The sequence below is a fragment of the Variovorax sp. PBL-H6 genome, assembly GCF_901827155.1.
In the GTDB taxonomy this organism is placed as follows: domain Bacteria; phylum Pseudomonadota; class Gammaproteobacteria; order Burkholderiales; family Burkholderiaceae_C; genus Variovorax.
The window spans coordinates 1,912,022-1,937,158 of sequence record NZ_LR594659.1 but is presented as its reverse complement, the minus strand read 5'-3'; the positions used below and the strand labels follow the sequence as shown (position 1 = coordinate 1,937,158).

Annotated in this window: 20 protein-coding genes; 7 read left to right on the top strand and 13 right to left on the bottom strand. The window is 64.7% G+C overall.

Going from position 1 to position 25,137, the window contains the following annotated elements:
- Positions 1–29: 29 nt before the first annotated feature.
- The 4 genes from sctN (at position 30) to G3W89_RS09230 (ending at position 6,702) form a co-directional block, all read left to right on the top strand.
- Positions 30–1,379: a type III secretion system ATPase SctN gene (gene sctN, locus G3W89_RS09245; protein ID WP_443083200.1), complete on the top strand. Its 1,350-nt coding sequence runs from the start codon at positions 30–32 to the stop codon at positions 1,377–1,379.
- A gap of 167 nt (positions 1,380–1,546) precedes the next feature.
- Positions 1,547–1,993 (top strand): CesT family type III secretion system chaperone, encoded by a 447-nt coding sequence (locus G3W89_RS09240; protein ID WP_162573801.1) that lies wholly within the window; start codon positions 1,547–1,549, stop codon positions 1,991–1,993.
- Positions 1,994–2,039: 46 nt separating this feature from the next.
- Positions 2,040–2,558 (top strand): CesT family type III secretion system chaperone, encoded by a 519-nt coding sequence (locus G3W89_RS09235; protein ID WP_162573800.1) that lies wholly within the window; start codon positions 2,040–2,042, stop codon positions 2,556–2,558.
- A gap of 13 nt (positions 2,559–2,571) precedes the next feature.
- Positions 2,572–6,702, top strand: a complete 4,131-nt coding sequence (locus G3W89_RS09230; RefSeq protein WP_162573799.1) for a hypothetical protein — start codon at positions 2,572–2,574, stop codon at positions 6,700–6,702.
- Between the two features lie 35 nt (positions 6,703–6,737).
- Here the strand turns inward: G3W89_RS09230 and G3W89_RS09225 are convergent, their stop codons facing one another.
- Positions 6,738–7,940: a sensor histidine kinase gene (locus G3W89_RS09225; RefSeq protein ID WP_162573798.1), complete on the bottom strand. Its 1,203-nt coding sequence runs from the start codon at positions 7,938–7,940 to the stop codon at positions 6,738–6,740.
- A gap of 116 nt (positions 7,941–8,056) precedes the next feature.
- Between G3W89_RS09225 and G3W89_RS09220 the strand changes: the two genes are divergently transcribed.
- Entirely contained in the window at positions 8,057–9,544 is a 1,488-nt protein-coding gene (locus G3W89_RS09220) for a sensor histidine kinase (RefSeq protein ID WP_162573797.1), read from the top strand.
- An 84-nt stretch (positions 9,545–9,628) separates the two neighbouring features.
- Here the strand turns inward: G3W89_RS09220 and G3W89_RS09215 are convergent, their stop codons facing one another.
- The 3 genes from G3W89_RS09215 to G3W89_RS09205 form a co-directional block, all read right to left on the bottom strand.
- Positions 9,629–10,624 carry a hypothetical protein gene (locus tag G3W89_RS09215; RefSeq protein WP_162573796.1) on the bottom strand — a complete coding sequence of 332 codons (996 nt, stop codon included), beginning with the start codon at positions 10,622–10,624 and terminating at the stop codon, positions 9,629–9,631.
- 239 nt (positions 10,625–10,863) lie between these two features.
- On the bottom strand, positions 10,864–11,229 hold the full coding sequence (locus G3W89_RS09210; protein ID WP_162573795.1) for a hypothetical protein: 366 nt from the start codon (positions 11,227–11,229) through the stop codon (positions 10,864–10,866).
- 214 nt (positions 11,230–11,443) lie between these two features.
- Positions 11,444–11,860 carry a DUF6573 family protein gene (locus G3W89_RS09205; protein WP_162573794.1) on the bottom strand — a complete coding sequence of 139 codons (417 nt, stop codon included), beginning with the start codon at positions 11,858–11,860 and terminating at the stop codon, positions 11,444–11,446.
- Positions 11,861–12,036: 176 nt separating this feature from the next.
- Here G3W89_RS09205 and G3W89_RS09200 point away from each other — a divergent pair, with 176 nt between their 5' ends.
- Both G3W89_RS09200 and G3W89_RS09195 read left to right on the top strand, forming a co-directional pair.
- Complete coding sequence (locus G3W89_RS09200; RefSeq protein WP_162573793.1) at positions 12,037–12,657, top strand: response regulator transcription factor; 621 nt, start codon at positions 12,037–12,039, stop codon at positions 12,655–12,657.
- A complete protein-coding gene (locus tag G3W89_RS09195) occupies positions 12,654–14,102 on the top strand; it encodes a sensor histidine kinase (RefSeq protein WP_162573792.1) in 1,449 nt (482 codons plus the stop codon). Before G3W89_RS09200 ends, G3W89_RS09195 begins: the two co-directional genes overlap by 4 nt.
- Here G3W89_RS09195 and G3W89_RS09190 read toward each other — a convergent pair.
- From G3W89_RS09190 to flhB, 9 genes are all read right to left on the bottom strand, one after another.
- Positions 14,083–14,628 carry a PaaI family thioesterase gene (locus G3W89_RS09190; RefSeq protein ID WP_162573791.1) on the bottom strand — a complete coding sequence of 182 codons (546 nt, stop codon included), beginning with the start codon at positions 14,626–14,628 and terminating at the stop codon, positions 14,083–14,085. The two genes, G3W89_RS09195 and G3W89_RS09190, sit on opposite strands and share 20 nt — an antisense overlap.
- Positions 14,629–14,960: 332 nt before the next feature.
- On the bottom strand, positions 14,961–15,404 hold the full coding sequence (locus G3W89_RS09185; protein WP_162573790.1) for an FHA domain-containing protein: 444 nt from the start codon (positions 15,402–15,404) through the stop codon (positions 14,961–14,963).
- A gap of 129 nt (positions 15,405–15,533) precedes the next feature.
- Positions 15,534–16,334: an alpha/beta hydrolase family protein gene (locus tag G3W89_RS09180; protein WP_174258246.1), complete on the bottom strand. Its 801-nt coding sequence runs from the start codon at positions 16,332–16,334 to the stop codon at positions 15,534–15,536.
- A gap of 6 nt (positions 16,335–16,340) precedes the next feature.
- Positions 16,341–17,516, bottom strand: a complete 1,176-nt coding sequence (locus G3W89_RS09175) for a DUF3182 family protein (RefSeq protein WP_162573789.1) — start codon at positions 17,514–17,516, stop codon at positions 16,341–16,343.
- Between the two features lie 75 nt (positions 17,517–17,591).
- Entirely contained in the window at positions 17,592–18,332 is a 741-nt protein-coding gene (locus G3W89_RS09170; RefSeq protein WP_162573788.1) for an RNA polymerase sigma factor FliA, read from the bottom strand.
- A gap of 34 nt (positions 18,333–18,366) precedes the next feature.
- On the bottom strand, positions 18,367–19,203 hold the full coding sequence (locus G3W89_RS09165; protein ID WP_197893542.1) for a MinD/ParA family ATP-binding protein: 837 nt from the start codon (positions 19,201–19,203) through the stop codon (positions 18,367–18,369).
- A gap of 58 nt (positions 19,204–19,261) precedes the next feature.
- Positions 19,262–21,823 carry a flagellar biosynthesis protein FlhF gene (flhF, locus tag G3W89_RS09160; RefSeq protein WP_162573787.1) on the bottom strand — a complete coding sequence of 854 codons (2,562 nt, stop codon included), beginning with the start codon at positions 21,821–21,823 and terminating at the stop codon, positions 19,262–19,264.
- A complete protein-coding gene (gene flhA / locus G3W89_RS09155) occupies positions 21,820–23,916 on the bottom strand; it encodes a flagellar biosynthesis protein FlhA (RefSeq protein ID WP_162573786.1) in 2,097 nt (698 codons plus the stop codon). Before flhA ends, flhF begins: the two co-directional genes overlap by 4 nt.
- Positions 23,913–25,055, bottom strand: coding sequence for a flagellar biosynthesis protein FlhB (gene flhB, locus G3W89_RS09150; RefSeq protein ID WP_162573785.1), 1,143 nt, complete (start codon positions 25,053–25,055; stop codon positions 23,913–23,915). The genes flhA and flhB overlap by 4 nt, the downstream gene beginning before the upstream one ends.
- Between the last annotated feature and the right edge of the window lie 82 nt (positions 25,056–25,137).

Sequence of the window (25,137 nt, the reverse complement as noted above, 5' to 3'; positions counted from 1 at the left end):
GCGCCGACCGCCCTGGCCCTTTGTTCCGCCTGCCCGCGGCTCGCACGCCCGGGCAGCTGGACTACATCGCGCGAACACTGCGCGGCGCGGTCGCCCAGACCGCCACGGTCAAGATCCGCGGTCGCGTCGTGCAGGTGGTGGGCACCATCATCAAGGCGGTGGTGCCGACCGTTCGGATGGGCGAAGTCTGCCTGCTGCGCAATCCGGGCGACGACCTGGAGGTGCAGGCCGAAGTGGTGGGCTTCTCCAAGGGAATTGCGCTGCTCGTGCCGTCCACCGGCACGCAAGGCATCTCCGGGGACACAGAAGTCTTCCCGACCGGGCGCGAACAGATGGTCCCCGTCGGCAACGGGCTTCTCGGCCGGGTGCTGGACGGGCTGGGCCAGCCGCTCGACGCCGCGCAGAAAGGGCCGCTGCTCGTCAGCAAGCAATACCCGGTCTACGGCCCTGCCCCGGACCCGCTGAAACGCCGCATGATCACCGAGGCGCTTCCGCTGGGCGTGCGTGCGCTGGACGGCCTGCTGACCTGCGGCGAAGGCCAGCGCATGGGCATCTTCGCGGCGGCGGGCGGGGGCAAGTCCACGCTGATGGGCATGCTGGTCAAGGGCGCGGACGTGGATGTCACGGTCGTCGCGCTGATCGGCGAACGGGGTCGCGAGGTGCGCGAATTCCTGGAGCGCGAGCTCGGGCCCGAGGGCATGGCGCGTGCCGTGATCGTCTGCGCCACCTCCGACAAGTCTTCGATGGAGCGCGCCCGCGCGGCTTACGTGGCCACCGCCGTCGCGGAGTACTTCCGCGACCAGGGCCTGCGGGTCTTGCTGCTGATGGATTCAGTCACGCGCTTCGCGCGCGCACAGCGCGAGATCGGGCTGGCGGCCGGCGAGCCGCCCACCCGCCGCGGCTTCCCGCCCAGCGTATTCGCGACGCTGCCGCAGCTGATGGAGCGCGCGGGCACCAACGACAAGGGCTCGATCACCGCGATGTATACGGTGCTCGTGGAAGGCGACGACATGACCGAGCCCGTGGCCGACGAAACGCGCTCGATCCTCGACGGCCACATCATCCTCTCGCGCAAGTTGGGCTCAGCCAACCACTACCCGGCAATCGACGTGCTGGCTTCCGCGTCGCGGGTGATGAATGCCCTGATCACACCCGAGCACAAGGCCGCCGCCGGCAAGGTGCGCGAACTCATGGCCAAGTACCAGGACATCGAGCTGCTGCTGAAAGTGGGGGAATACAAGAAGGGCGCGGACCGCGTCGCAGACCTGGCCATCGAACGGCACGATGCAATCCGGGACTTCCTGCGCCAACCGACGGACGAGCACACCGACTTCGGCGAGATGCTGAAGCGGCTGAAGGCGCTGGCGCCATCTTCCTGACCCAGGCGCCACCCCGCACCAGCAACGTGCAAAAGCGCGGGAACCGTGCAATGGCTCGCGTTACACAAGATTGCGCAAGATTTGAACCTCGGGATCCGGGGCGCCTTGCGGAGGCGGAGCTATCTGCTCCATCCATCGACACAGCATCTCTCACAAGGAGTCCCCGTATGTCCCAAGCAAGAAGCGCCTGGCGCGCACAGTTCATCGACCTCGCACTCGAACTGCGGCGGCAGGCCGGCAAACCTGCCGCTAGCTTTCAGGATGCACCCGACGCGCCCATCGGGATGAAGTTCCACCTCGACGGCGTGCTGTTCCACGTGACGCACCTGGACGGAACCGGCACTGCAGGCGACCGCTTCCTGTTGCGGTGCCACTTCGGCCCTCTCGTGATGGACCAGGTCGACGATGCGCTCGAGAAGGCGCTTTCGCTGAACCTGGGGATGGCACGTTCCAGGTCCGGGGTGCTGGGCATCGACGAATCCGTCGATCATCTGGTCTACAGCTGCTTCGTCTCATTGCGCGGTGCGACACACGAAAGCATCTCGGAAACACTTGGGGAATTGGCCCTGCTCGCGCATGAATGGCGTGCGGCGCATGCCGTCATGCTCCATTGATCTGCCTGTACATCCAACAGCAACACCATAACAAAGCGGAGACCGCGTGAACCCTGACCCCGAACTTGCTCGCGCTGCGCGCGATCATCTGATCGCGATGCTGACTTTTCTGCCAGGCCGTCTTGGCGTTCGCTGGCCTCCAGAGGGCACCAACTGGCCCGACGGGCCCGCCTGGCGCGCAGCGGAGAACCTCGCAGTGACCCTGCGCGTCGGCGAGCGCGAATTCACCTTCGTGCACTCGCTGGAGCCCGAGCGCAGCGCGATGCTGGTTGTCGAATCGCGCTGCGAGATGGTTCCGGCGGCATCGAAGACGGAGTGCTATCGCAAGCTGCTGGCGATGAACTACAGGAACGTCACCAAGTCCGGCGGTGTCTGCGCGCTCGACGCTTCGACGAAGACTGTCATCCACAGTTCGGCGTATCGGCTCGATGCGCTCGATGTCGACAACCTGGTCGCGGCGATGGCCGAGACGGCTCAGCAAATGATGCCGTGGTGGGAAGATTTCTCTCTCACCTCCGATTCGCGCCCCCCTTTGAATGAATACGCACTAGTTCCACATATCTAAGGAGACGACAACAATGAACCCACTCGGCAACCCCGTTCGCATCGGATTCTTAACTGCATCTCACGCATCAGAGTCTGACGATGACTTGCCACTCGATATCGACTTCGAGCTCAGCACTGTCCGCATTGAAGATGAAGAAGAAGTTGCGCCCACTTCGCATATCCCTCTGCCCCCTCCCGGTATCACCGTTCCACGCGCACCTGCCACGCCTGCGTCTCTTCAGACCGACTTGAACACCGAACTGTGCCATTGGTCGACAAAATACAGCAACGACACAGCTTTCAAGAAGAAGATCGACCAATACGTCGAGTTCCGGGCGCAAGTGATGGAACTCAAGGGCCAAGGCGTGAGTTCCGAGAATCCGGACGAAGACCCGCTGGAGCCGCTCTACCAGAAGCTGGGGACGATGCTCGCGGAGGCGTTCGGCATGGTGGACCCCGAGACGAAAGACTGGACGCAGGAGGTCAAAGACGCCGCCAGCAAAGGAGGAGCGGAGTACGCGAGACCTTCTGTCAAGTCGTTCATGTGGACGCAGTTGCCGACCATCGCCAAGTCGACGATCAATCTGTACACGCGAATCTTTTGTGGAGAGCAGACTGCATCGACCGTCAAGCGAGTCATGAACTTCGCCTATCCCTTTGTGCAGGCGCCGATTTCTATCTGGGCAGCGCAGAACAACGGGTACGAGCAAAGCGAGGCCGTTCAGCTTCAGAAGCGCGAGAATCCGGAATGGTCTCCGAACGTGGAGTCTTCCAAGATTCTGAATGAAGACGGCACACTTGGCGAACTGCGAGCCATGCGCCACGTCCTTGAGGATCTGGGGCAACTGAGAGAGGTGGACGCTCTCATCAAAGAGAGGAATCCGATCAAGCTCGAACAGAAGAGAAGTCATCTCGTTGGGCAGACGCTGCGGGCCCGAGCCACGCTGCTGGAGCAGCTCACACACGTAACCAAGGCTCTGGGCAAATCCCAGGAATCGGGCACTTCGCCTCCTCTCAACGATATCGAGAAGAAGATCCTCAACGAGGACTTGACTCTGGAACAGAGGATAGCAGAGCTTTCGCGAGTCACGACTGGCCGCGCTGCGCTTCCTGGCCTGGCGAGGCTGGAAGCCAAACGCCTGCTGCGCCAGCTCGCGGGCTGGAATATGCTGCATGAGGAACTCGACACCGCGATCGAGTCGGTGAAGGCAGGCGCTCCATACGAAAGCATCAGGGTGCGCAAGGCCGTGGTAGACACGGATTTCGAACGCGCGAAAGTCACCCGCTATGTCATGCTGAATGTCCTGAGCCACCAGGCCATCGTGCGCGACATCAGAACGGCCTTCTATGCCGGGGCAACCGTTACCCAGGTAAGCCTTCAGCTCGCGGAGTATTTAACCGGGTACGAGGGCACAGTGGCGGGCGACGCCATGCAGGTGATCACGAGCCTCGTCCAGACACTCTACTATGTCTGGAAGTATCCGGATGCCACCGGCAAGGACGCCCTGAACAAGTTCGCGACGCAATGGCAGATCATCGCGATGACCGGCACCGGCAACCTCATCGGGAAAGACGGCGAGTTCGACGCGGCGAAATTGGACAAGATGGTCACCGGCAAGTTGAATACACGGCTGGGTGCTTTCGGTTCCCTGCTCGGGTCCGATCAAACGGTTTACGGGCAAGCAGTTCTAGGCTGGCTGGTGGATCCGAGGACAGTGGACGACGATGAGGCGGAGAAGGTCGAGGTTGGAGGCAAGAAAATACCCTGCACGTATGCAGCCCTCGCAGACAGATTTGGCAAGCTGAAGCCGCCTGCCGAGCGGACAGCCTTTATCGACGCAATCGCGGCGCAGCGGCCGCTGGCCCCGGGGGTCAAGGAAAAAATCGACCGCAATCTTCAGCTCTACGAAGAGAACGCGGCCAACGTGGAAAACAAGGGCGATGCGTCGAAGCTGCTGGGCGATGACAGCACCTTGCCCCCGACATCTCAGGATGTGCTCCGCGGCTCGCTCGAGCAGGTTGCCGATTCGGGCAATGCCACGAGTGGAAACGACAAGCTCGACCGCGAGCTCTTCAAGCGCGCGGGCAAGGTCGAGCAGCTCGGCGAACTGCCGAGCCAGGCATCACAGAAGCTCGGCCAGGCATTCGCGTGGTTTGTTGCGGGAACGAGCGGCTTTCTCGTGCTCAAGTCGATCTTCAGCCTGGGCGTGCAGGCGCTTATTTCTGCGGGGGAGCTGACTGAGGGAGGCGCCGAAGAACTTGCAGGCTGGATTCTCGGCGGCAAGATCGCTGGCAACACTGTTGCGCTGGCCGGGCTGGTGTTCCAGCTCGGCTTCAACCATGGGTACCAGGACTACATCGCGAGGAAGGCCTTGCTGCGCCAGAATGCCGGCGGAGGGGTATCCATCGTCAACGCCCCTCCGCCCAGCCTCCGTGGCTCGCTACTGCAGGAGTTCATGGTCTCCGTTGGGTTCGAAGACGCAAGGGTTGAGGAGATCACGGGCTATGAAACATTGGTCGGCAAGCCGATCCCCAAGGAGGACTGGCCGCCCAAGCTTAAATTCTTGCGCAGGGCAAAGCTGACGGAGGCGATGTGGGACCAGATGTTCGCCGTTGACGTGAAGTCGTCCTGGGTCAAGAACTTCTTCGAGGAGCACGGGACGCTGGAGGGCAAGACCGGCGAAGAGCTCGAGGAGGCCATCCGCGAAAACCTCGCCGCAATCAAGAAGTTGCGCGCCGATTCGGACGGCACCGGGTCGAGCAGCGATGACGTGGTTATCGAGGTTCTCGAGCCAAGACCGAAGATTGCCATTCCGATACTCAACCTGAATCCGGTGGAGGGCGGTGGGAACGCAGGACCACCTTCAGAGGATGAACAGCGAAAGCCGCTCTCACCGAGGAGCTTCAGGGCGAAGAGGATCGACGAGCTCAAGACAACGGCCGCACGGAAGGAAGGTATTCTGGCGAAGCCGCGCCCCGACTGGGGTCGCACTGGAGAAAGCAGGATCGAGCGTCACATCGTCCGTGACCCAGACCATCTCGCGCGCATCGACGATGACGATCAACGCGAAGACGATGCGAGGATCGATTTCGTCGGCGGGCTTTCGAATCAGGAGACGCGGATCAAAAAGCCCTCGAAGCTGATGAAAGAGCTCCCTTGGGAGAAGTCTCGGCTGGGGCCTTATGTCGCAAGGACGGAGAATGGCTTCTACCTCTCTCCCGATCCAAACATGCACGCAAGCCCGATCCAGGCTTTCAGCATTCCTGACGAGAATGGCGAAGGCTTGGTGCACCTCTCCGACCGCGAGCACCCCTCCTTGGCAGTCAGCTCTATGCTGCAACTGGATCTCGGTCGCAACAAGAACTGGAGCACATTGGCCACTGATGGCGAGTTTGCGCGATTCTTTCACCAGCATCTGCACAACCAACCCCAACCAGAGCTGCGTCTCGCAGAGATGCGGATGCAGGATCTGGCCACCTTTACTCAGCAGATGGCGCTGGAAAACCCGGAAGCCCATTGGTACCCGATGACGACCACGACGGTCCGTTACATTCCCGATGCCGATCCGCCCATCAGGTCTGACAAGGCCCCTCCGCCTGCGCTGCGGGCCGGACAGTCCTTCGGGTTGTCATACGACAGTCCGGACTTTCTCGGCAACCCGGTTCAAAGTTCGGTGCTCCTGTCGTACGACCAGCGGACTGGCTTCTATTCGATCATTGCCCCGACCTCGAGAGAGCCCATCGCCACGAAGGCCAGGGAGCCGATGGGCGCACTTCAAGACTTCATGGAAATGCTCGGAACAGCGCGCCACAATCTGCAGGATACGAGTTTCACGGTTCTCTATCACGTGCCGCCCGAACACCACGGAGAAGATAACAAGGAGGTTCGACAGAGAGTCAACGATGAAGAAGGCGACGCGGAGGCCCTGGCATGGACCTGGATCGCACACCACGACGGAAATGCTTTCAAGGCCAAGGGAGATATTGAGCAAGCATGCAAGATGCTCGAGGAGGAGAACTCGTATCTGCTCTGGGACGCCTATTTCGAAGGTTGGCCTACGGAAAAAATTGCCAGGTCGGTGGCGGCCAACCGCAAAGCGATTGAACGCTTGGGCGGTGCATACGCTCACCTGGTGGCAGGGCTGGACCGGCTAGCTATCTAGCCTTGCCGCTGGGAGTCCTTGCGCACTGGATGAGCTCATGAGTTGGTTCGGGGCTGGGGCTTCGGCAGATGAATGGCAAATGTCGCCCCCTGCCCCGGCCCCGAGGCCACGGAGATGCGCCCTCCGTGCCGCTCCACCACCTTCTTGCAGATCGCCAGGCCGATCCCCGTTCCCTCCGAATGGTCCCGCGGATGAAGCTTCTGGAAGATCATGAAGATCCTCTGAAAATACTGCGGCTCGATGCCGATGCCGTTGTCGCGGACCTCGACAATCCACTCCGCGCCTTCGTCTCTTGCCGAAACACTCACCAGCGGCGCCACGCCTTCCGTCCGGTATCTCAGCGCATTACCGACCAGGTTCTGGAACACCTGGGTCATCTCCGCCTTGTCGCCCGGTACCGTGGGAAGCGGCTCGCGATGGACCGTGGCGTTTGAACTCCGCAGGGCCGGCGCCAGGTTCGCGAGCGCATCGTCGAGCGCGCGGTCCAGCGGGACAGGTTGCCTGACCAGCTCGCGCCGCCCAATCCTCGAATAGAGCAGCAGCGCATCCATCAACGCTTTCATGCGCTGCACCCCTCCCACGATGTACGCCATGAAGTCTCGGGCGTCGCCGTCGAACTGGTGCGCAAAACGCCGTTCGAGCAACTGGATGTAGCTCGCCACCGTCCGCAGGGGTTCTGAAAGATCGTGGGACGTGATGTAGGCGAACTGCTCCAGCTCCTGATTGGACCGCGTCAGCGCCTCGACCTTCGACCGGATTTCAGCCTCGGCTTCCAGCATTCTCGCCATCGCCCTCTTCTGTTCGCTGATGTCGCGCAGCGTGGCCACGATCACCCACCGGCCGGCCTGCTGGATCGCCTTGCGCCTGGCTTCGCAGATGCAGGTGCGGCCGTCCGACTGTTGCACCAACAGCTCGGAGGTCTGCGTCAGCGGCGCCTGGGCGATGACCTGGTCGTACAGCCTGCCGAGATCGTCCAGGCTTCCGAGCGACGGGCTCGTCTCGTTGGGCCGCTGCTTCAGGAGCGCCTCCCGCGTCACCCCGAGCAGCGTGGATGCGCCCTGGTTGACCTCGAGGTACGTCATCGAGGCTCGATCGATCAGGAAGACGGCATCGTCGCTCAGGTCGAGTGCGGAAGCGAGACGCTCCATGCGCGCCTGTTCCTGCAACCGGGCGGCAGGGTCGTGCAAGACATCGGGGCCGGCGGCGGGCGCGGAACGCTGATGGGGGTCGGGATTCATGGCAGAGCCTTAGCATAGCGCTCGACCTCTGGCCTAGTCCCGAAGCCGGAGTGCGCGAGCAACTCGCGCCTGTATGATGGCCGTGTCCTCCGCCACGGCACGCACCCGGCCAACCCATGGACGACCCTACCGAGATCGCAGAAACGCCTCCAGGCTCCAGAGTCGAATTGCTCGATTGGGCAAGGGCTTCGCTGGAACATAGCAGCGAAGGCATCGAGGTCGTGGATCGCCTCTCGCTGCGCCTGGTCGATCTCAACGCTGCTGCCGCGAAGCGCATGGGGCGCGCGCGGGACGCACTCCTTGGAACACCGCCGTGGTCCCATATGGAAGGCGGCACGCAATCCTCCTACGAAGCCCTCTTCGACGAGGTCATCAAGGCATTCCCGCGGTCGCTGCCAAGCGAGCAGCGCTATCGGCTGTCCGATGGCTCGTTCATGGATGCGGAAGTCACCCACACTGCCTTGCGAATTCGCGACAGGTGGCTGATGGTCGTCGCGACGCGCGACATCACTGCTCGGAAGATGCAGCAGGCCCGCTCGACATTGCTTTCCCGGGCATTCGACGCGAGCCACGATTGCATGCTCGTCGTGGATCGCGAGAGCATGCGCCATGTCGAGTGCAACGAGTCGGTCTGCCGCTATCACGGCATGACGCGCCATGACCTTCTGCAGGTTCCGCCATGGACGCTCTGGTCGGACGGCCGCACGCGCGACGACCTGGAGCGCGAGTATGACGACGCGATCTCCGTGTCACCGCTTCCACGCCGGCGCATAGCACCCACCGCCAGATCGCGCGCGGGTAGCCAGGGCGTGATGGAAGAGCAGCAGCAGGCCATCCTTGTGGACGGCCGGTGGATGCTGGTCATCACCACCCGGGAGGTCCGCGAAGATGCCGTTGGGCGGCAAGTCGCCGAGCTCACGCGGTCGAACGATGAACTCAGGCAGTTTGCGTATGTGACCTCGCACGACCTCTTCGAGCCGCTGCGCATGATGAGCAGCTATTCGGAACTGCTGCGGCGCCGCTATGGCGACCAGCTCGACAGCGACGCCCGGGATTTCATCGGGTACATCGTCGGCGGTGCCGATCGCATGAAGCGCTTGATCGACGACTTGCTGCTGTACTCGAGGGTGGATCGTTCCACCATTCCCATGGAGCAGATTCGCCTGGATCACGTTCTCGACGATGCGCTGGCCAATCTTGCGAACGCGGTCGAGCGATCGGGCGCTGTGGTCGAACGCGGGCCTCTGCCGGAGGTGACCGGCGAGCCCTCCAGCCTGACGCAGGTTTTCCAGAACCTCATCGGCAACGCCATCAAGTTCACCGCCCCGGGCGTTGCCCCCCGCGTTCGCGTGTCTGCATCCGAGGACGAGCTGAACTGGATCGTGTCCGTCAACGACAACGGGATCGGCATCGCGCCCGAGTATTTCGGGCGCATCTTCGTCATCTTTCAGAGGCTCCACGCGCAGGACCTCTACGAAGGCACTGGAATCGGCTTGACCATCTGCAAGAAGGTGGTCGAGAGGCACGGTGGCCGGATCGCGGTCGAGTCCGCTCCTGGACACGGCACGACCTTCAGCGTCCACCTTCCCAAGACCGCCGCGTAGGCGCGCAGACTCAGTTCGCCGTCGCGAGCTCGACCTGGTCCGGGCGGGCTCGACTGTCCTCGCCATCCCAACGCTTGGAAGCCGTCAGCCCCCATAGCGCTCATTCAGCAGCGCAAGCAAGTCTCTTCTCGAAGCACTCGACTTCCTTTGGACCAGGGCGGCACGCCAGTCCAGGCACGCCTCACGCAAGTGCGCCAGTGCGGACGGCCAAGTGAGTGGAAGAAGATTCATGAGTTCAGGCAGGTCCTTCACAGCAGGGGTATAGGGCGAGAACAGGAGCAGCAGGGCCATCAGCTGTGAAGCCTCTGGGTTTCTCTCAGACCCGTGCGATGCCGCGATCCAATTCCGCGCTTGGCTAAACAGGTTGACACCGTAGTCGATCTTCAAATTCGTGGCGAATTCGGCCATCTCTTCATAGGAATCTCTTTCCGCCAACGCGCGCATCGTAAGCTGTTGCGGGATCAGCACGAGCGTCTTCACTGCGGCCACAAATGCAACCGGGTCCAGATCCAAGGGCTCCTCCGACGACAAGGCGCGAGTCATCGCGAGTTCGTCGACGAAATGGCGACCACCTTCTGGAATTTCTGGAATCTCGCGCGCCAATTTCTGTTGGATCGAAGACCCCACCAAGCGTGCCCTGACCGCGTCAAGATCAAAGGTCTGGATCTGCGGAGATGGCTGCGGCTGCGGCAGCTGCCGCAGTTGCGACTTCGGGAACGTCGAGTAGTGCAGGCGGGTCAGATCCGCTGGCGACATGTTGCCGGCGAATGGCCACTGGCGCTTGCCAGGCCGAGTGCCAACTTCCGGGGGCTTGTTTGAAGACAGAGAACCAATCTCGAGCGGCTCATACCGATCATTTCGCTCAGACGTCTTCAACCATTTGTTCATGAATGATGGAAGCGCCGGCTGGGACTCGAACCCGGCTTGGTCATTGTCGATGACGCCAGGTCCGTAGGGATCGACGGCATGGTACACATCACATTCCTCATCCGGGGCTGGTTGAGATGCGAATTGCCGCTGCCGCATCTGATGATGCAACGCAGTCGGCACATGCACTTGCGAACGCACCGTGTTGTGCATGGGCAATTCTGATGGAAATCCAGAAGGGCACTGCCCGTGCACTGGCACGACATGCTGGATATGGGGCAGAGGGGTCGGTTGGAGACGTGCCAGAACGGGTCCACCGTGATGGGAAATTTCCACAGGCTCACCCGCGGCTGGAATGCCCGAGATGCCCGGGACGGGCAGTGGCTGGTGACCCATGCTGAAAGCGCGCTGCGCTCTATCATTCTTTGGACTGCTCATGGATGCTCTTTCGATCAGGAAGAGACCGGAGACTCGACGCCGCCATCCTGCGGCACCAGCATGCGCCGCCACAGGCGATGCCGCTCGGCATGGGCGTTCAGCTCCAGGCCCAGCGTGACCTGATCGAGCGCCGCACGGGGCCAGGTCTCCGACAGGAAGACCTCGCGTGACTCCGGACTCACGGTGAGCGCGCACACAGCTTGCTTCTGCACGGGATGGGGCAGCACGTGCGACCACGCCTCCGTGCACTCGGAAAGCCAGGCGACTTCCTGCATCGATCCCGGCACGCTGTAGAGAGTGACCTCCTCGCGGCTTTCGTCTTCCTGAAGATGGATCAGGACATCGCTGCCGACGAGCAGCGTGCGAGGTGTATGGACCAAGGGGCCAGCCTGCGCATCGGGAAGGCGGCCCAACAAGGATTCGATAGCGGACATGAGGCGGCGGAGCGACTCCGCAACGCGGTCATCGTCCTCTGGGTTGTTGTTTGTTGTGAGTACCCCTCGCAGACTTACAGTTCCGATTTCCCACTAAGGGATTGCCCGCACTCCTGCGACGCGGGGGCCTTCTGTCCGGCGCAGGCAAAGGAGTTCGATCTCAGTCCTCCCACGGCAGCATGATCGTCACGACCGGCTCACCCCGATCCCCCGCATGCATCTGCATCACCAGGCGAACGCGCCGGGACCGTGTGTCGCTCCCCTCCTGCGGCACGCGTTGCACCGCAAAGAGGCGGCGCGCGCCCCGGCCAGCGGCGGCCGCCAATCCTGCGAGCCAAAGCACGTCCCACAGCCTCCCTGCCTCGCCCTGCCCCGGGGCCTTGGCCTTCGCTGCCTCGTCGGCCCATTCGACGCAGTCGATCCACGCTGCTCGCGTCATGGCAACCGGCACGAGGAAACCTGCCAGGCTCGCCGGCTTGCTCACGTCCATCAGTTCGGCATCGGCGATCATCTGTTCGCGGCTGTAGCTGTGAATGATTTCGGCGTGGCTGCCATCATCGGCGTCGGTCGTGTGCATCGAAAGCTCCCTGTTCCTGAAGTGGTGATGCGCCGAATCTACGGATCGCAGGATTTGCGACAACTAGTGAGGATTACCGGGGACAAGAAGCGAAAGTGCGGAGATGATGCGGCCGGGAGCCGTTGCGCCGCTGGGCGCCGGCTCCGTACAAAATATCAGTCAGGGGGCAGACGCACATGGACGTTTTATTGATCGAGGACCAACCGGTCGTTTCGGAGGCAACCGCAGACAAGATTTCTCGCGATGCCCGTGTAGGCGCTATCGAGACCTGCAATACGGCGGACCAGGCGCTGAAAGCGTTGCGATGGCAACCGGAGCGCTGGGGCTTGATCTTCCTGGATCTGGACGTGCCCGGCGCTGTCGGCCTGTCGCTTGCCATGGAGATCAAGCGGCGCGGCAAGGCCCCGATCACCTGCATCCTCACTGGCTCGCAGCGCCCCGACTACATCGCCCAGATCGACGCCGAGGGCTTCCTGGGCTACATCCTGAAGGCGATGGAAGTGGACGCGCTGGTCCGCGCGCTGGACGCAGCCCTCGCGGGCAACAGGGTGTTCCCTGCCACGTCGAGCCCCAGCGCGGACGTGCCACGCCTGACGGTCCGGCAGACGCAATGTCTGCAACTCGTCAGCGAAGGCAAGTCCAGCAAGCAGATCGCACAGATCCTGAGCCTGCACGCCGGGACGGTCAACTATCACCTCGAATCCGCCATGGACGCTTTGGGCGTGAACGCCCGTGCGCATGCGGTGCAGCGCGCGCTCCAGTTCGGATTGGTAACCCTGAGCAGAGTGCATCCATGAGCGCGATCGCAGATGCGGCCGCGACGGCACAGGGGTCGTCCGCGAACACGGCAGAACCAGCAGAGCAGCAACGGACGCGCCTGCTCCTCACGGTGAGCCCCGCTCACAAGCACCTCGCAATGCGAGCGTTCGCGATGCAACAGGTCGTCAACTGGACGACGGTCATCGGGTTGCTCGCGATCCACTATTCCTACCCGATCATGTCGCCCGACGCTCTTTGGCGTTGGGCTTGCATCTTTCTCGCTACCTGGCTGCTGCGGATACTGATGATCGCCCCGCTCCGACGGCTTGCGCCCTCCGCGGTCGAGCGGTCGGCGCTCCTCAAGAGCCTGCCGCTGGCTAGCGGCCTGATCGGCAGCACCTTCTGGGTCTGGACCACGCAACTGTTCATCGGACCCGAACTGTCGATGCGGGAGTTGATGCTGTTCGTCGGATTCCTGGCGATCTCGATCTCGATGACGGGCATGTGGCCGGTGACGCCAGTTACCTCGCTGGTCTACTACCTGCTTCTGTGGTCGGGCTTTTCATGTGCGCTCTGGACGAACGCGACGGCATCCTTGCCCGCGATTGCCGTGCTGAACGTCTGCGTGGCGTCAGTGATCTGGCTCAATGTGTTCGTGTCGATAAGGCAAGTGAATGCTCAGCTCGCGCGCGGTGCCGAGCTCGATCGGGCCTTGTGCGAACTGCAAAGATCCAATGCGCAACTCGAAGCGTTGAAGAACACGGCCTGGAGAACGCTCGAAACCCGATCCGTGTTTTTCTCGGAGGCCAGTCACGATCTTCGACAACAACTACACGCGGCGAAGCTGTGGGTTTCATCGGCCATGGCGGCGACAAGAGACGGAGCCGACGCGGCGCGCCCGCTGGAACGTCTGGGGCAGGAGCTCAACGCCTTGCAGATCTACATTGACCGGGTGCTCGACTTCGCTCGCATCGAAGCATTGGATGTGGGCGTGCAGCTCGAACGGACGAGCATCCAGTCGTTGTTCCAGAAGTTGGGCTTGAGCTTCGAGGATGCCTTGGCACGGGGAGAGAGGACTTTGCGTTTCCGCAGGGCATCCTTTGTTGTCCGCACGGACGCCTCCATGCTCCTGCGCATCCTCGAGAACCTGGTGTCGAACGCTCTCAAATACACGCGCGGGGGCGTCCTGGTCTGCGCACGGCGACGACGTGCCTGCTTGGCATTGCAGGTTTGGGACCAGGGGCCCGGGATCAAGCCCGGTGCGCGCCAACGGATCTTCGAAGCCTTCCATCGAGAGGATGAGCCTGATGACAAAAGAAGCCACAAAGGCTCGGGGCTGGGTCTCGCCATCGTCAAGCGGTTCGCCGATCGTCTAGGCTACGCAGTGGAAGTCAGCTCTGAACTTGGGAAAGGAGCCTGCTTCACTCTGCTGATTCCGATCGACTATGCCGAGCCCATCGTTGTCACTGACCACCGGGCTTGATAGCGAGTCGACATGTTCCCGTCGCCTGTGCGTAGATGGCGTCGTCGGGACCGTACATGCTAGCCTCGGCAAAGACGTCTTGTTCGTCAGTACGCGTGAGCTTGGCTTCGACACGAATGCGAGGGATCTTGAGGGTTAGAAACTTCAGATAGCGAACTTCCAACACCGTGGTCGAATACACATGACCGGCTGGCAACGAGGACAAGACGGCACATCCGATCGCTGAATCCAGGATCGAACTCATCCATCCACCGTGAATGGTGCCCATTGGATTCAGCTGGCTGCGCGCAGTCGCCCCCTGAAAGAGGGCGTAGCCATGCTCCACCTTTATCGCGCAGTAGTTCAGCGATTCCGCGCATTCGGCATAGGGCAGCGTTCCGTTCATCATTTCCGTCATGATCTCCAGCCCGGATTTGCCCTCAAGCTGCTCAAGTCGCGGAACGCCCGTCCCCGGCCCCGCCCGGAGCATCCGATGCGCATTGTTTTCGTCGGCAATCCAGCGCTCAAGCCTTTCGTCTGGTGTCATGTGATCCCCCGGGAATTTGATGTCTTGATTGCCCCGACACGCGATCGGGGCCGCGAATGGTAATCCGAAGCGCCGATGCCCCGTTTTCATTCAACAATAGCGCGTGCCCCGCTGACGGAGGCGCGATTTCGGGAGCCGAAGCGCCCCCTCTGGACTACTTCACCATCGCGGACCGAAGCCCCGCTGCAGGTTTCGATTAGCGGCCGATCCGCACTGAAAGCATGTCCTTTCCTATCGCTGCATCGTAGGCCTTGGTCGTACGCACGACCTGGTGAATGCGGTCTTGATCGGAGACCGTCAGTCGCTGGCGAGTGTCGGTTCTCCCTCCCGAATCACCGATGGTGCGCCACCGCCCCACCACGGCTGCGCTTCGCCCCGCCGCGCCGGAAGAACGCAACCCAGTCGCTGCGCGCCCGCGCGGCATCCCACCCAGGCAGGTCGTCGGCCTGCGTCACCAGCCGCAAGGCATCGGCGCTGGGCAGCGCCTTCGAGCTGTAGAGAAAGCGCAGCTGGCACTCGCCCATGGCGATCGCGTCGCCGTTCTGTAGCGAATGCTCCCAGACGCGCTCGTTATTGACGAAAGTGCCGTTGAAGCTCTCCAGATCGGTCAGCACGAAGCGGTCGCCGCTCCAGTGGATCGAGGCGTGGCGCCGGCTCACGCCCAGGCTGTCGATCTGCACGCCGCATTCAGGATCGCGCCCGATGAGGGTGACCTGGCCCTCGATGTTGACTTGCCTGACACTGCCGTGCCTGGCGAGGATGATGAGTCTGGACATGGTGTTCTTGATGCTCTTGTTTGATTGAATCTGAGTGCTTTTCGGCTCAGTCCTGCGCTTCTTGAAGGGCGCGGAGCAAACATGCGTATTAATATTTCTCGCTTATTGCGACGGCTTGCGCGGTCGCGCTCATGCGTTGGCGCTTGGCCAGGTCTCGTAGCGCTGCGCCTGCTGCGGCGGACGTTCCTTGTCCTCGGCCTTCGCGGCCAGGCGCCTCTCGGTCATCCAGGCGACCACGATCTGGACATAGGCCTGCCGCCAGACCTTTTTCGACATTGCATGATCGACACCGGCCATGACCCGGTGGGTCACGGAACGCGCGTACTTGAAGGCGGCGAGGTAGTTCTCGATGACCGGGTGCGGAACGATGATGTCGTTCTCCGATTCGACGATGAGCACGTCGCCGAAGAAGTCTTCGCAGGCGGCCAGCGCGCGGTTCTTCTCGGGCTCGATGGTGGTCTGGCGGTACAGCGTCAAGTCATCGCCGTTGAGCCGCCGTTTCGGCTGCTCCCAGTTCTCGTCGCGGTAGATGGCGGGCACACGCAGGCCCAGCCAGCGTACCGGGCGCAGCGAGCTCAGCACCGCCGCAAGGTAGCCGCCGTAGCTGCTGCCGATGACGGCGACCGCCTGTGGGTCCACCGCGGGATGGCCGACCAGCGTGTCGTAGGCGGCCAGTACATCGCGCAGGTTGTCCTCGCGCGTGACAGCCTCACGCTGTGCGACGTGGCGGGCGTGGCCGCGCAGGTCGAATGTCAGGCAGATGCAGCCCAGGGCCGCGAGCTCGTGGGCCAGTGCGATGTCCTGCTGCTGGCTGCCGTCCCAGCCGTGCACCAGCAGCACGCCAGGCACCATGGTGGAGGCGGCGACCAGCGTGCCGGCGATGCGCACGCCGTCGACGGGGATGTCGATCAATGCATGGCGAGTGGGCATCAGGTGTCAGGGCTCGACCACGGTGTACTTCGTGATCGGGCCGACACTCGCATCCACGCCGCTGAAGTACACGCACGCATTGGGCGGCGGCATGACGCCGTCGCCGTAGACCTCGAAGCAGGAGGCATTGACCGCACGGCGCTCCGGCTGCTCTTCGAACACCTCGAGCGCCGCGATTTCCGCGCCACTCGCGCCGCCCACGCGCCAGGACTGCTCCAGCACACCGGAGCACCAGCGACCCCCGCTGCTCTCGCCCTGCGCCACGTCGTAGTTGATGCGCGAGGCGAAGAACCCCGGGAACGCAGCGCCCACCGCACGGTGCAGGCTGCGCGCCTGCTCCACGGCGAGGCGGATCTCCTCGGGAAAGCTCAGTTCGAGCAGCGCATCGAAGTCGCCGCGCGCGACCGTGAGATCCGAGCCGCCATAGACCTTCTCGCCCTGGTTGTCGCTGGTCAGGCGCTGGCAGCCGTAGTAGCTCGCGATGGCACGCCCCACATGCACCTGGCCGACACTGAAGGTCACGGGCTGCTCCAGGTTCTCTTCCAGCACCAGCCCGTGCTCGGCGATTTCCGCCGCGTCCATGGCCGCGATGCATGCCTCCAGCGACTGACGGTCGCGCACGACCTGCTGGCCGCGGCCACCGGTCGCACGCACGGGCTTGACCCGCACGGCGCCATGCTCCAGCAGACGCATGCCGGCGCGGCTCGCATCGTCGTGCGCAAAAACGGAGAAGCCCTGCAGCACCGCATGGGCAACCTGGCTGGCGAAGCCGTGGCTCCATCCGGGCGGTGCCGCCGCGGCCGGATCGATCAGCGGGTGCACCAGCGCCTTCGTGAGCACGAAGGGATAGGGCACCACGCCGCCGAACAGGGCGTGATGGCTCGCGATCCCGAGTGAACTGGGCAGCGTGTCGCCGACCAGCGTGTCGCTGGGCACGAAGTACACCGGCGCCGGATAGGTCCGCGCGTTGTCGTACTCGCCCTCGAAGCGGGACTTCTTGAGCCGGGCCAACCGCCAGGCGAGCTGGGCGCGGGTTGCGCGCTCGTGCTCGCTGGCGTATGCGTGGTGGTCCGCCGTCAGCGCGACCACCGTTCCTTCGAGGCCGGGCTCCGCGAGCTCGGTTCCTTCACCGGCGAGTGTCTGGGCTCCACCGGGCAGCGCGCTGAAAATGGGTGTGTCCATGGCGACCATGCTGGGCGATTGCGCGGCAGAAATCAAACATTGCCGCACCGGTGGCGGCGTTTTCCTACACGGCGGCTACAGAAGATCCTTGAGCTTTGCCCGCAACCGGCCGATGGCCTGGCTGTGGAGCTGGCAGACGCGCGACTGGCTGACCTCGAGGATGGCGCCGATCTCGCGCAGGTTGAGCTCTTCCTCGTAATACAGGTTGAGCAGCAGCCGGTCGCGTTCGGGGAGCTCGGCGATGGCCGCCACCAGCTGGTGGCGAAAGCCGCTCTCCATCAGCTGCGCCAGCGGATCGTCGCTGGCGCCGCCACGCTCGCCGCGCGCGTCGCTCGCATGGCGGTCCAGGAAAGGGCTGTCGCCCTCCCCGTCCTGCGAGAAGTCCTCGACGTAGAGCAACTGGCAGCCCTGGATCTCCTGCAGCAGTCCCTGGTAGGCGTCCAGGGTCATCTTCAGCTCCTTGGCGATTTCGCCTTCGGTGGGCGCGCGTCCCAGCCGGTGCTCCAGGACCTGCATGGCGCCCTCGACCTTGCGCGCCGACTGCCGCAGGCCGCGCGATCCCCAGTCGTTGGCGCGCAGTTCGTCGAGCATGGCGCCGCGGATGCGCTGGCTGGCAAAGGTCTCGAACTGCGCGCCGCGGTTGTCCTGGTAGCGCGTCGACGCATCGAGCAGGCCGATCATGCCGGCCTGGATGAGGTCGTCGAGCTCCACGCAGGCGGGCAGCTTGGCCAGCATCTGCAGCGCCATGCGCCGCACCATGGGCTGGTGCTGCTTGAGCAGATGGGTCTTTTCAATGGTTCCCTGTGCGGTGTACACGGTGGTCCTTTTTCCTTCTCCTGGTGCCGCGGCCTCAGCAGGCCTCGGCGGTGTTCATGCCCTGCACCCCGGGCGCAGGCAGCGGCGCCAGGCTCGTGCCCGGGCGCCAGGGCCACTGGCCCATCTCATCGGCGATGCGGCGGAAGTCAGCCGCCGCCGGGCTGGCGGGATAAGCCTCGACCACGGTGCGGCCGAGCCGCACGGCGGCGCACGCATGGGTCTCGGCTCGCACGCACCCGGCCGGCTGCAGCGAGACGGCGAGGTAGCGGCTGCCGGCCTGGGCCAGGTTGTGCGCCACCTGCTGCGCCGCCCCAGGCTCGGCCACGCCGTTGACCAGGAAGCGCAGCTGGCGCAGCGCATGCGCGTAGTGCAGCCGCTTGATGCCCGCGTAGGTGGCGGTGATGGAGGCCGCGTGCGGCTGCATCACCAGCACCAGCTCATCAGCCGCCTGCGCCAGGGCGGAGAGGCGGCCTTCGCCGTCGAGCGCGGCATCGACCAGGATCACGTCGCCTTCCCACAGCGTGCGCGGGTCGGGACTGCCGGCCGGCGTGCGCGGCACGGCTGGCAGCACGTAGACGCCGCAAGCCACGCGCGAGGCGGCCCCCTGCAGGGTGAGGCGGCGGCTGGCCACGTCGGCCAGCGTGCCCAGCGGATCGACGGCCCAGTGCGCCGAGACGGAGCCCGGCTCGGTGCCATGCTCGTCAAGCAGCAGCACCTCCCTGCCCTGGTACGCCAGGGCAGCGGCCAGGTTCATCGCCACAGTGGTGACGCCCAGCCCGCGCCCCATGCTGGCAAAGGCGAACACCCGGGTGCGCGTCTGTGCCAGCAGGCGCCGCAGTCCATCCGCCTGGTCCAGTACCAATTTGCTCACAGCGCGACCTCCGCGCTGCGCGCTGCAGTGCTGTTCGCCTTCGGAGCGGCCGTTCGGCTCATGTACCCAGCGCCTCCAGCAACAGGAACATCTTGGCCACGCCCTCGTAGAGCACGTTGCCCGAGGGCGCGCGGTCGGGCCGCAGGCGCCGGCCGGTCAGCTGGCTCAGCAGCGAACGGGTGCGGCCCGCCCATTCGCCTTGCGCGTGCAGCAGGCGCCACACGGTGGTGCTCGCCTGCCCGGCAATCAGCACGCGCTTCATCATGTGCGGATCGCCCAACTCGCCCATGCCGCCCACCAGTTGCAGGCCCTGGCGGATCAGCCGGAAGCAAGGCTCGGCTTCCGCGGCCCAGGTCTGCCACTGCGCAAGCTGTGCCGCATCGACCTCGCTGCCGATGTTCGACAGCAGATAGCCCTGCGCCAGGATCTTGCGGCTCTTCGGCTCCATCACGCGCGTCACGACACAGCGCAGCGCAGGCAGCCCGTGCTCGCCGCGCAGCAGCACCTCGGCGTGGGCTTCGGCCTGCAGCGCGGGCTTGCCCTTGAAGCGCACGGGGTGCGCCTCGCCGAACGACAGTGCCAGGCGGGCCAGCGTGCCGCGGCCGCCCGCCGCGTCGACGATGGCGGTCGAGCCCGGCGCACGCGCCAGCCACGCGAGTCCGCGGGTTTGGAGCTCGCCCATGAATTCGATGGCGGGCAGGCGCGGCAACACATGCACCACCGGCTTGCCGAAGTCCTGCTGCGCCACCCACTGCAGCGGGCGCAGCCCGGCCCTGCGCGCCGCAGCGGCAGGCGCGGCGCCTGCACCGGCGGTGGAGAGCCACTGGTTCGGCGCGGCCAGCGGCCCGCCGTCACGATCCGACAGCAGCAAGCTGCTCTCGCATCCGTAAGCATCGCCGCCCTCGTTCGACTTCAGGCCGAGCTGCCCGCCGAGCGCCAGCACATGGCGATCGCAGCCGGTGGCGACCTCGCTCCACGCATGGGCCTTGAGCGACTGCAGCACGGTCTTGTGCAGCACGTTCTCGTCGGACGCCATGCGCCACAGCTCGCGCGCCGCGTCGAAGCCCAGGTCGGCATCGGCCAGCGCCTTGGCGGCCCAGGCCACCTCCTGCGCGTCATGGGCCATGGCATGGATCAGCTGCTGGTACTTCAAACGCAGGCGCTCGGTCTCGGCCTGCGCCTGCGCCACTTCCGACGCGTCCTCCGCGTCGGCAGGCCTGTCCTGCAGGTCGCTTTCGCCGGGCACGAAGAGCGCGCTCGGCGCCTTGGCCTGGAACACGCTGTCGACCAGGGCGAAGCGGTCGGCCGGCGCGAGGTTTTCCGGCACCTTCTGGCCGCTGGAAACGTAATGCACCGGCAACCGATGGCGGATCACGGTGTCGATCAGCGCACCGGGGTGCGTGGCCTCGTCCACCTTGGTGAAGATGCAGCCTGCCAGCGCGTTGCCGTTGCTCGCATCACCGTGCCGATAGGCATGCACCACCTCGTTGAGCGTGTCGCCATGGCTGGCCGCGTTGAGCAGCAGCAGCCGCTTCACCGGCCGCGGGCTGCTGCCGAGCATGGCGATCTGCTCCGAGACGGCGCGGTCGCGCTGGCTCATGCCGACGGTGTCGATGAGCACCATGTGCTTGTTGCGCAGGTCGTTGAGCACCAGTTGCAGGTCGGTCGCGTCCTTCACCGCGTAGACCGGCACGTTGAGGATCTGACCGTAGATGCGCAACTGCTCGTAGGCGCCGATGCGATAGCTGTCGGTGGTCACGAGTGCCAGCTTGTCCGCGCCGAAGCGCATCACGCAGCGTGCCGCGAGCTTGGCGGTGGTGGTGGTCTTGCCGACGCCCGTGGGGCCCATCAGCGCATAGACGCCACCCTGGGCCAGCAGCGCATCCTCGTCTTCCATGACCGGCACGGTACGAACCAGCTCCGAGCGCACGAAGGCCATGCCCTGGGCGTAGCTCTGGTTGGCCGGCAGGTGCTCCAGCATGGCCTTGGCCAGGCGGGCACTGAAGCCGGCGCCCAGCAGCGTGTGCAGCAGGCGTCCGCGCATCGGGTCCCGGCGCTGGCGGTCGTTCCACACGACGGTGGCCAGTTGTTCCTCGATCATCCCGCGCATGGAGTGCAGCTCGCTGAGCACCGGGTCGGCGTGCAGCTTGGCGGCAGCCGGGGCTTCACTCGCCGGTGCGAAGGCCGTGGCGGGCGCAGCGGGCAGGGCCTGCTGCAGCAGCGGGGTGACGGGCACCGCCGGACGCGAGGGCAATGAAGGCATGAAGGGCATCGGCGGCATCGACGGCATCGACGGCACCGGCATCGGCGCAGGCATTGCGGCGGTGGCCATTGGTGCAGACGCCGCAACCAACGACGCGGGCGCGGGCTTCTCGGCGGACGACGCCCGCACATCGACCGCGGCGGACGACGCCGGCGTCGCGGCAGGCACCGCATGCTCCGCGACCTGTTCCATTTCCTCCGGCGCCATGGCGACGATCTCGACGCCGTCGGCGACGACGCGATTGGTCAGCACCATCGCCTCCGAACCCAGGGCTTCGCGGGCGAGCCGCAGGGCTTCGCGGCTGGTGGCCGCGACGAACTTGCGTGCGGCACTGCGCACGTCCGTGATGATGTTCAAACTCTTCCTCCGATGGTGGCGGTGATCTTGATGCGGCGGGAATCAGGGATCTCGGCATGCGAGAGCACCTTGAGCTGCGGCAGGCTGCGCCGCAGGAAGCGAGAAAGCAGCACGCGCAGCGAGTGCTGCACGACCAGGACCGGCACAAGCCCCATCTGCTCCTGGCGCGCGATGGCCGCCTGCGTCTGCGTGAGCAGGTTGTCGGCCAGGCCCGGCTCGATGCCGCTGTTGTTGGTCATGGCCTGCTGCAGCACGCCATCGAGCGTGGCGTCGAGTCCGACGATCTGCAGCTCGGCGTCGCCCGGGAACAGCTGCTGCACGATGGCGCGGCCCAGCGCCAGGCGCGTGAGCGAGGTCAGCTCGGTGGCGTCCTTGACGGCCGGCGCATGCTCGGCCATCACGTCGAGGATGGTGCGCATATCGCGGATCGGCACTTCTTCCTCGAGCAGGTTCTGCAGCACCTTGTGCAGCGTGCTCAGCGAGAGCACCTTGGGCACCAGGTCCTCCGTCAACTTGGGCGCGGTCTTGCCGACCTGGTCCAGCAGCTGCTGCACTTCCTGGCGGCCCAGCAGCTCGGCGGCATGCATCTGGATCAGGTGGTTGAGGTGCGTGGCCATCACCGTGCAGGCATCGACGACCGTGTAGCCGAGGACCTGCGCCTGCTGGCGCTGGGCGGCGTCGATCCACACCGCGGGCAGGCCGAAGGCCGGGTCCTGCGTCGGCGTGCCCGGCAGCGTGCCCGTGACCTGGCCGGGATTGATCGCCATCCATTGGTTCGGGTAGGCCTCGCCGCGCCCGATCTCCACGCCCTTGAGGCGGATGACGTAGCTGTTGGGCTGGATCTCGAGGTTGTCGCGAATGTGCACCACCGGCACGAGGAAGCCCAGCTCCTGCGCGATCTTCTTGCGGATGCTCTTGATGCGGCCCAGCAGTTCACCCTGCTGCGACTGGTCCACCAGCGGGATCAACCGGTAGCCGACTTCCATGCCCAGCGGGTCGACCAGCGCCACGTCGTCCCAGGTGGCTTCGGCCCCCTCGGGTGCCGGCGCGGAGGCAGCGGCATTGGAAGCCGCTGCCTGCTCGGCCGCCTTCTGCGGCGCGCGCAGCAGCAGCCGGCGGCCCAACCAGGCCAGCCCGCCCGCGATCAGCAGGAAGGCCAGGTTCGGCATGCCGGGGATCATGCCCATCAGGCCGATGATCGCGGCCGTGAGGAACAGCACCTGCGGATTGGAGAAGAGCTGGCCGGTGAGCTGTCGCCCCACGTCTTCGTCAGTGGTCACGCGCGAGACGATCACGCCGGCCGCGGTCGAGATCACCAGCGCCGGAATCTGCGCCACCAGGCCGTCGCCGATGGCCAGCAGCGTGTAGGTCGTGCCGGCGGTCGAGAAGTCGAGCCCGTGCTGCACCACGCCCACCACCAGGCCGCCGATGATGTTGATGACCATGATCAGCAGCCCCGCGATGGCGTCGCCGCGCACGAACTTGCTGGCACCGTCCATGGAGCCGTAGAAGTCGGCTTCCTGCGCGACCTCGGTGCGCCGCTTGCGCGCCACGTCCTCGCCGATCAGCCCGGCGTTCAGATCGGCGTCGATTGCCATCTGCTTGCCGGGCATCGCGTCGAGCATGAAGCGCGCGCCGACCTCGGCAATGCGGCCCGCGCCCTTGGTGATGACCATGAAGTTGATCAGCACCAGGATGATGAAGACCATCACGCCAACCGCAAAGTTGCCGCCCACCAGGAAATGCCCGAAGGCCTCGATCACCTTGCCGGCCGCGTCCGGGCCGGTGTGGCCGTGCATCAGCACCACGCGGGTGGAGGCCACGTTCAGCGACAGGCGCAGCAGCGTGGAGAACAGCAGCACCGCCGGGAAGGCTGCGAAGTCCAGCGCCTTCATGGTGTACATGCTCACCAGCAGCACCATCACCGACATCGCGATGTTGAAGGTGAACAGCAGGTCCAGCAGGAAGGCCGGCAGCGGCAGCACCATCATGCTCAGGATCATGATGATGAGAATGGGGCCGGCCAGGCCCTTCATGTGAGCGCCCGAGAGGCTCTGCGGCGGCAGCCGCAGGAAGGTGGCTATCGCGTTCATGCGGCTTGCAAGTTGTATTCGAGTTCCTGCGGAATGGGCAGATCGCCCGGCGTGCGTGGCGCCTCGCCGCCCTCGGCCTGCCAGCGCTTGAGCCTGTAGACCCAGGCCAGCACCTCGGCCACCGCGGTGTAGAGGCCGGCGGGAATCTCGTCGCCCAGGCGGGTGTTCTTGTAGAGCGCGCGCGTGAGCGGCGGCGCCTCGAGGATCGCGACCTTGTTCTCACGGGCGAGATCGCGGATGCGCTCGGCCACGGCATCCGTGCCCTTGGCCACGACGCGCGGCGCGCGCATGTCGCCGTCGACGTACCTGAGCGCGACCGCGAAATGGGTGGGATTGGTGACCACGATGTCGGCCTTGGGCACCTCGGACATCATGCGGCGCCTGGCCATCTGCTGTTGCTGGCGGCGGATCTGCGCCTTGATGTGCGGATCGCCTTCGCTCTCCTTGTGCTCCTGGCGCAGGTCCTCGCGCGACATGCGCAGCTTGCGGTAGTAGCTCCACAGCTGCCAGGGCACGTCGACCAGCGCGATCAGCAGCAGCGCGGCGGTGATGAGCGCGCAGTTGTGCGCCACCAGCATGATCATCTGCGGCAGCGCGGCGCGCTCGGACTGGGCCATCAGCGCGTTGACCTCGTCCATGTCGCCCATGATCACCATCCAGGCCACGCCGCCGATCAGCAGCGACTTGGCCAGTGCCTTGAACAGCTCGGCCAGCGACTGGGTCGAGAACAGGCGCTTGACGCCCGCGATGGGATCGAGCTTGCCGAACTTGGGGCCCAGCGCCTGGGTCGAGAACAGCCAGCCGCCGAGCATCAGCGGCGCCACCAGCGCGGCCAGGACGAGCATGCCCATCAGCGGCGCGGTGGCGATCAACGCCTGCATCGCGAGCAGCCCGGCCTGCGTCAGCATGAAGGAAGTGTCGAAGGCCGCCGCACGCTCGAAGCGCAGGCCGTGGCTGAACGTCGCCTGGAAATGCCGGCCCAGCGGCCCGGACAGCGCCCACAGGCCGGCGACCGCCGTACCGAGCAGAACAAAGGTGACCAGCTCGCGGGAGCGGGCCACGTTGCCTTCTTCGCGCGCCTTCTCGAGGCGCCGCGGCGAGGCGGGTTCTGTCTTTTCGAGATCGCTTTCTTCAGCCATTCATGCTCCGGGAGAGCATCGGCGAACATCGCCGAGTCGTGGCTGATTATTGGATTCGGACCCTCGAAACAATCCTTCGATC

What these genes read in the sequence shown, in the direction of transcription:
- G3W89_RS09225 (WP_162573798.1), bottom strand. Translation starts at nt 7,940, where the DNA reads ATGAATCCCGACCCCCATCAGCGTTCCGCGCCCGCCGCCGGCCCCGAT.
- G3W89_RS09215 (WP_162573796.1), bottom strand. Translation starts at nt 10,624, where the DNA reads ATGCACAACACGGTGCGTTCGCAAGTGCATGTGCCGACTGCGTTGCAT.
- G3W89_RS09175 (WP_162573789.1), bottom strand. Translation starts at nt 17,516, where the DNA reads ATGGACACACCCATTTTCAGCGCGCTGCCCGGTGGAGCCCAGACACTC.
- G3W89_RS09185 (WP_162573790.1), bottom strand. Translation starts at nt 15,404, where the DNA reads ATGTCCAGACTCATCATCCTCGCCAGGCACGGCAGTGTCAGGCAAGTC.
- G3W89_RS09240 (WP_162573801.1), top strand. Translation starts at nt 1,547, where the DNA reads ATGTCCCAAGCAAGAAGCGCCTGGCGCGCACAGTTCATCGACCTCGCA.
- G3W89_RS09195 (WP_162573792.1), top strand. Translation starts at nt 12,654, where the DNA reads ATGAGCGCGATCGCAGATGCGGCCGCGACGGCACAGGGGTCGTCCGCG.
- G3W89_RS09190 (WP_162573791.1), bottom strand. Translation starts at nt 14,628, where the DNA reads ATGACACCAGACGAAAGGCTTGAGCGCTGGATTGCCGACGAAAACAAT.
- flhA (WP_162573786.1), bottom strand. Translation starts at nt 23,916, where the DNA reads ATGAACGCGATAGCCACCTTCCTGCGGCTGCCGCCGCAGAGCCTCTCG.
- flhB (WP_162573785.1), bottom strand. Translation starts at nt 25,055, where the DNA reads ATGGCTGAAGAAAGCGATCTCGAAAAGACAGAACCCGCCTCGCCGCGG.
- G3W89_RS09230 (WP_162573799.1), top strand. Translation starts at nt 2,572, where the DNA reads ATGAACCCACTCGGCAACCCCGTTCGCATCGGATTCTTAACTGCATCT.
- G3W89_RS09180 (WP_174258246.1), bottom strand. Translation starts at nt 16,334, where the DNA reads ATGCCCACTCGCCATGCATTGATCGACATCCCCGTCGACGGCGTGCGC.
- G3W89_RS09220 (WP_162573797.1), top strand. Translation starts at nt 8,057, where the DNA reads ATGGACGACCCTACCGAGATCGCAGAAACGCCTCCAGGCTCCAGAGTC.
- G3W89_RS09205 (WP_162573794.1), bottom strand. Translation starts at nt 11,860, where the DNA reads ATGCACACGACCGACGCCGATGATGGCAGCCACGCCGAAATCATTCAC.
- G3W89_RS09200 (WP_162573793.1), top strand. Translation starts at nt 12,037, where the DNA reads ATGGACGTTTTATTGATCGAGGACCAACCGGTCGTTTCGGAGGCAACC.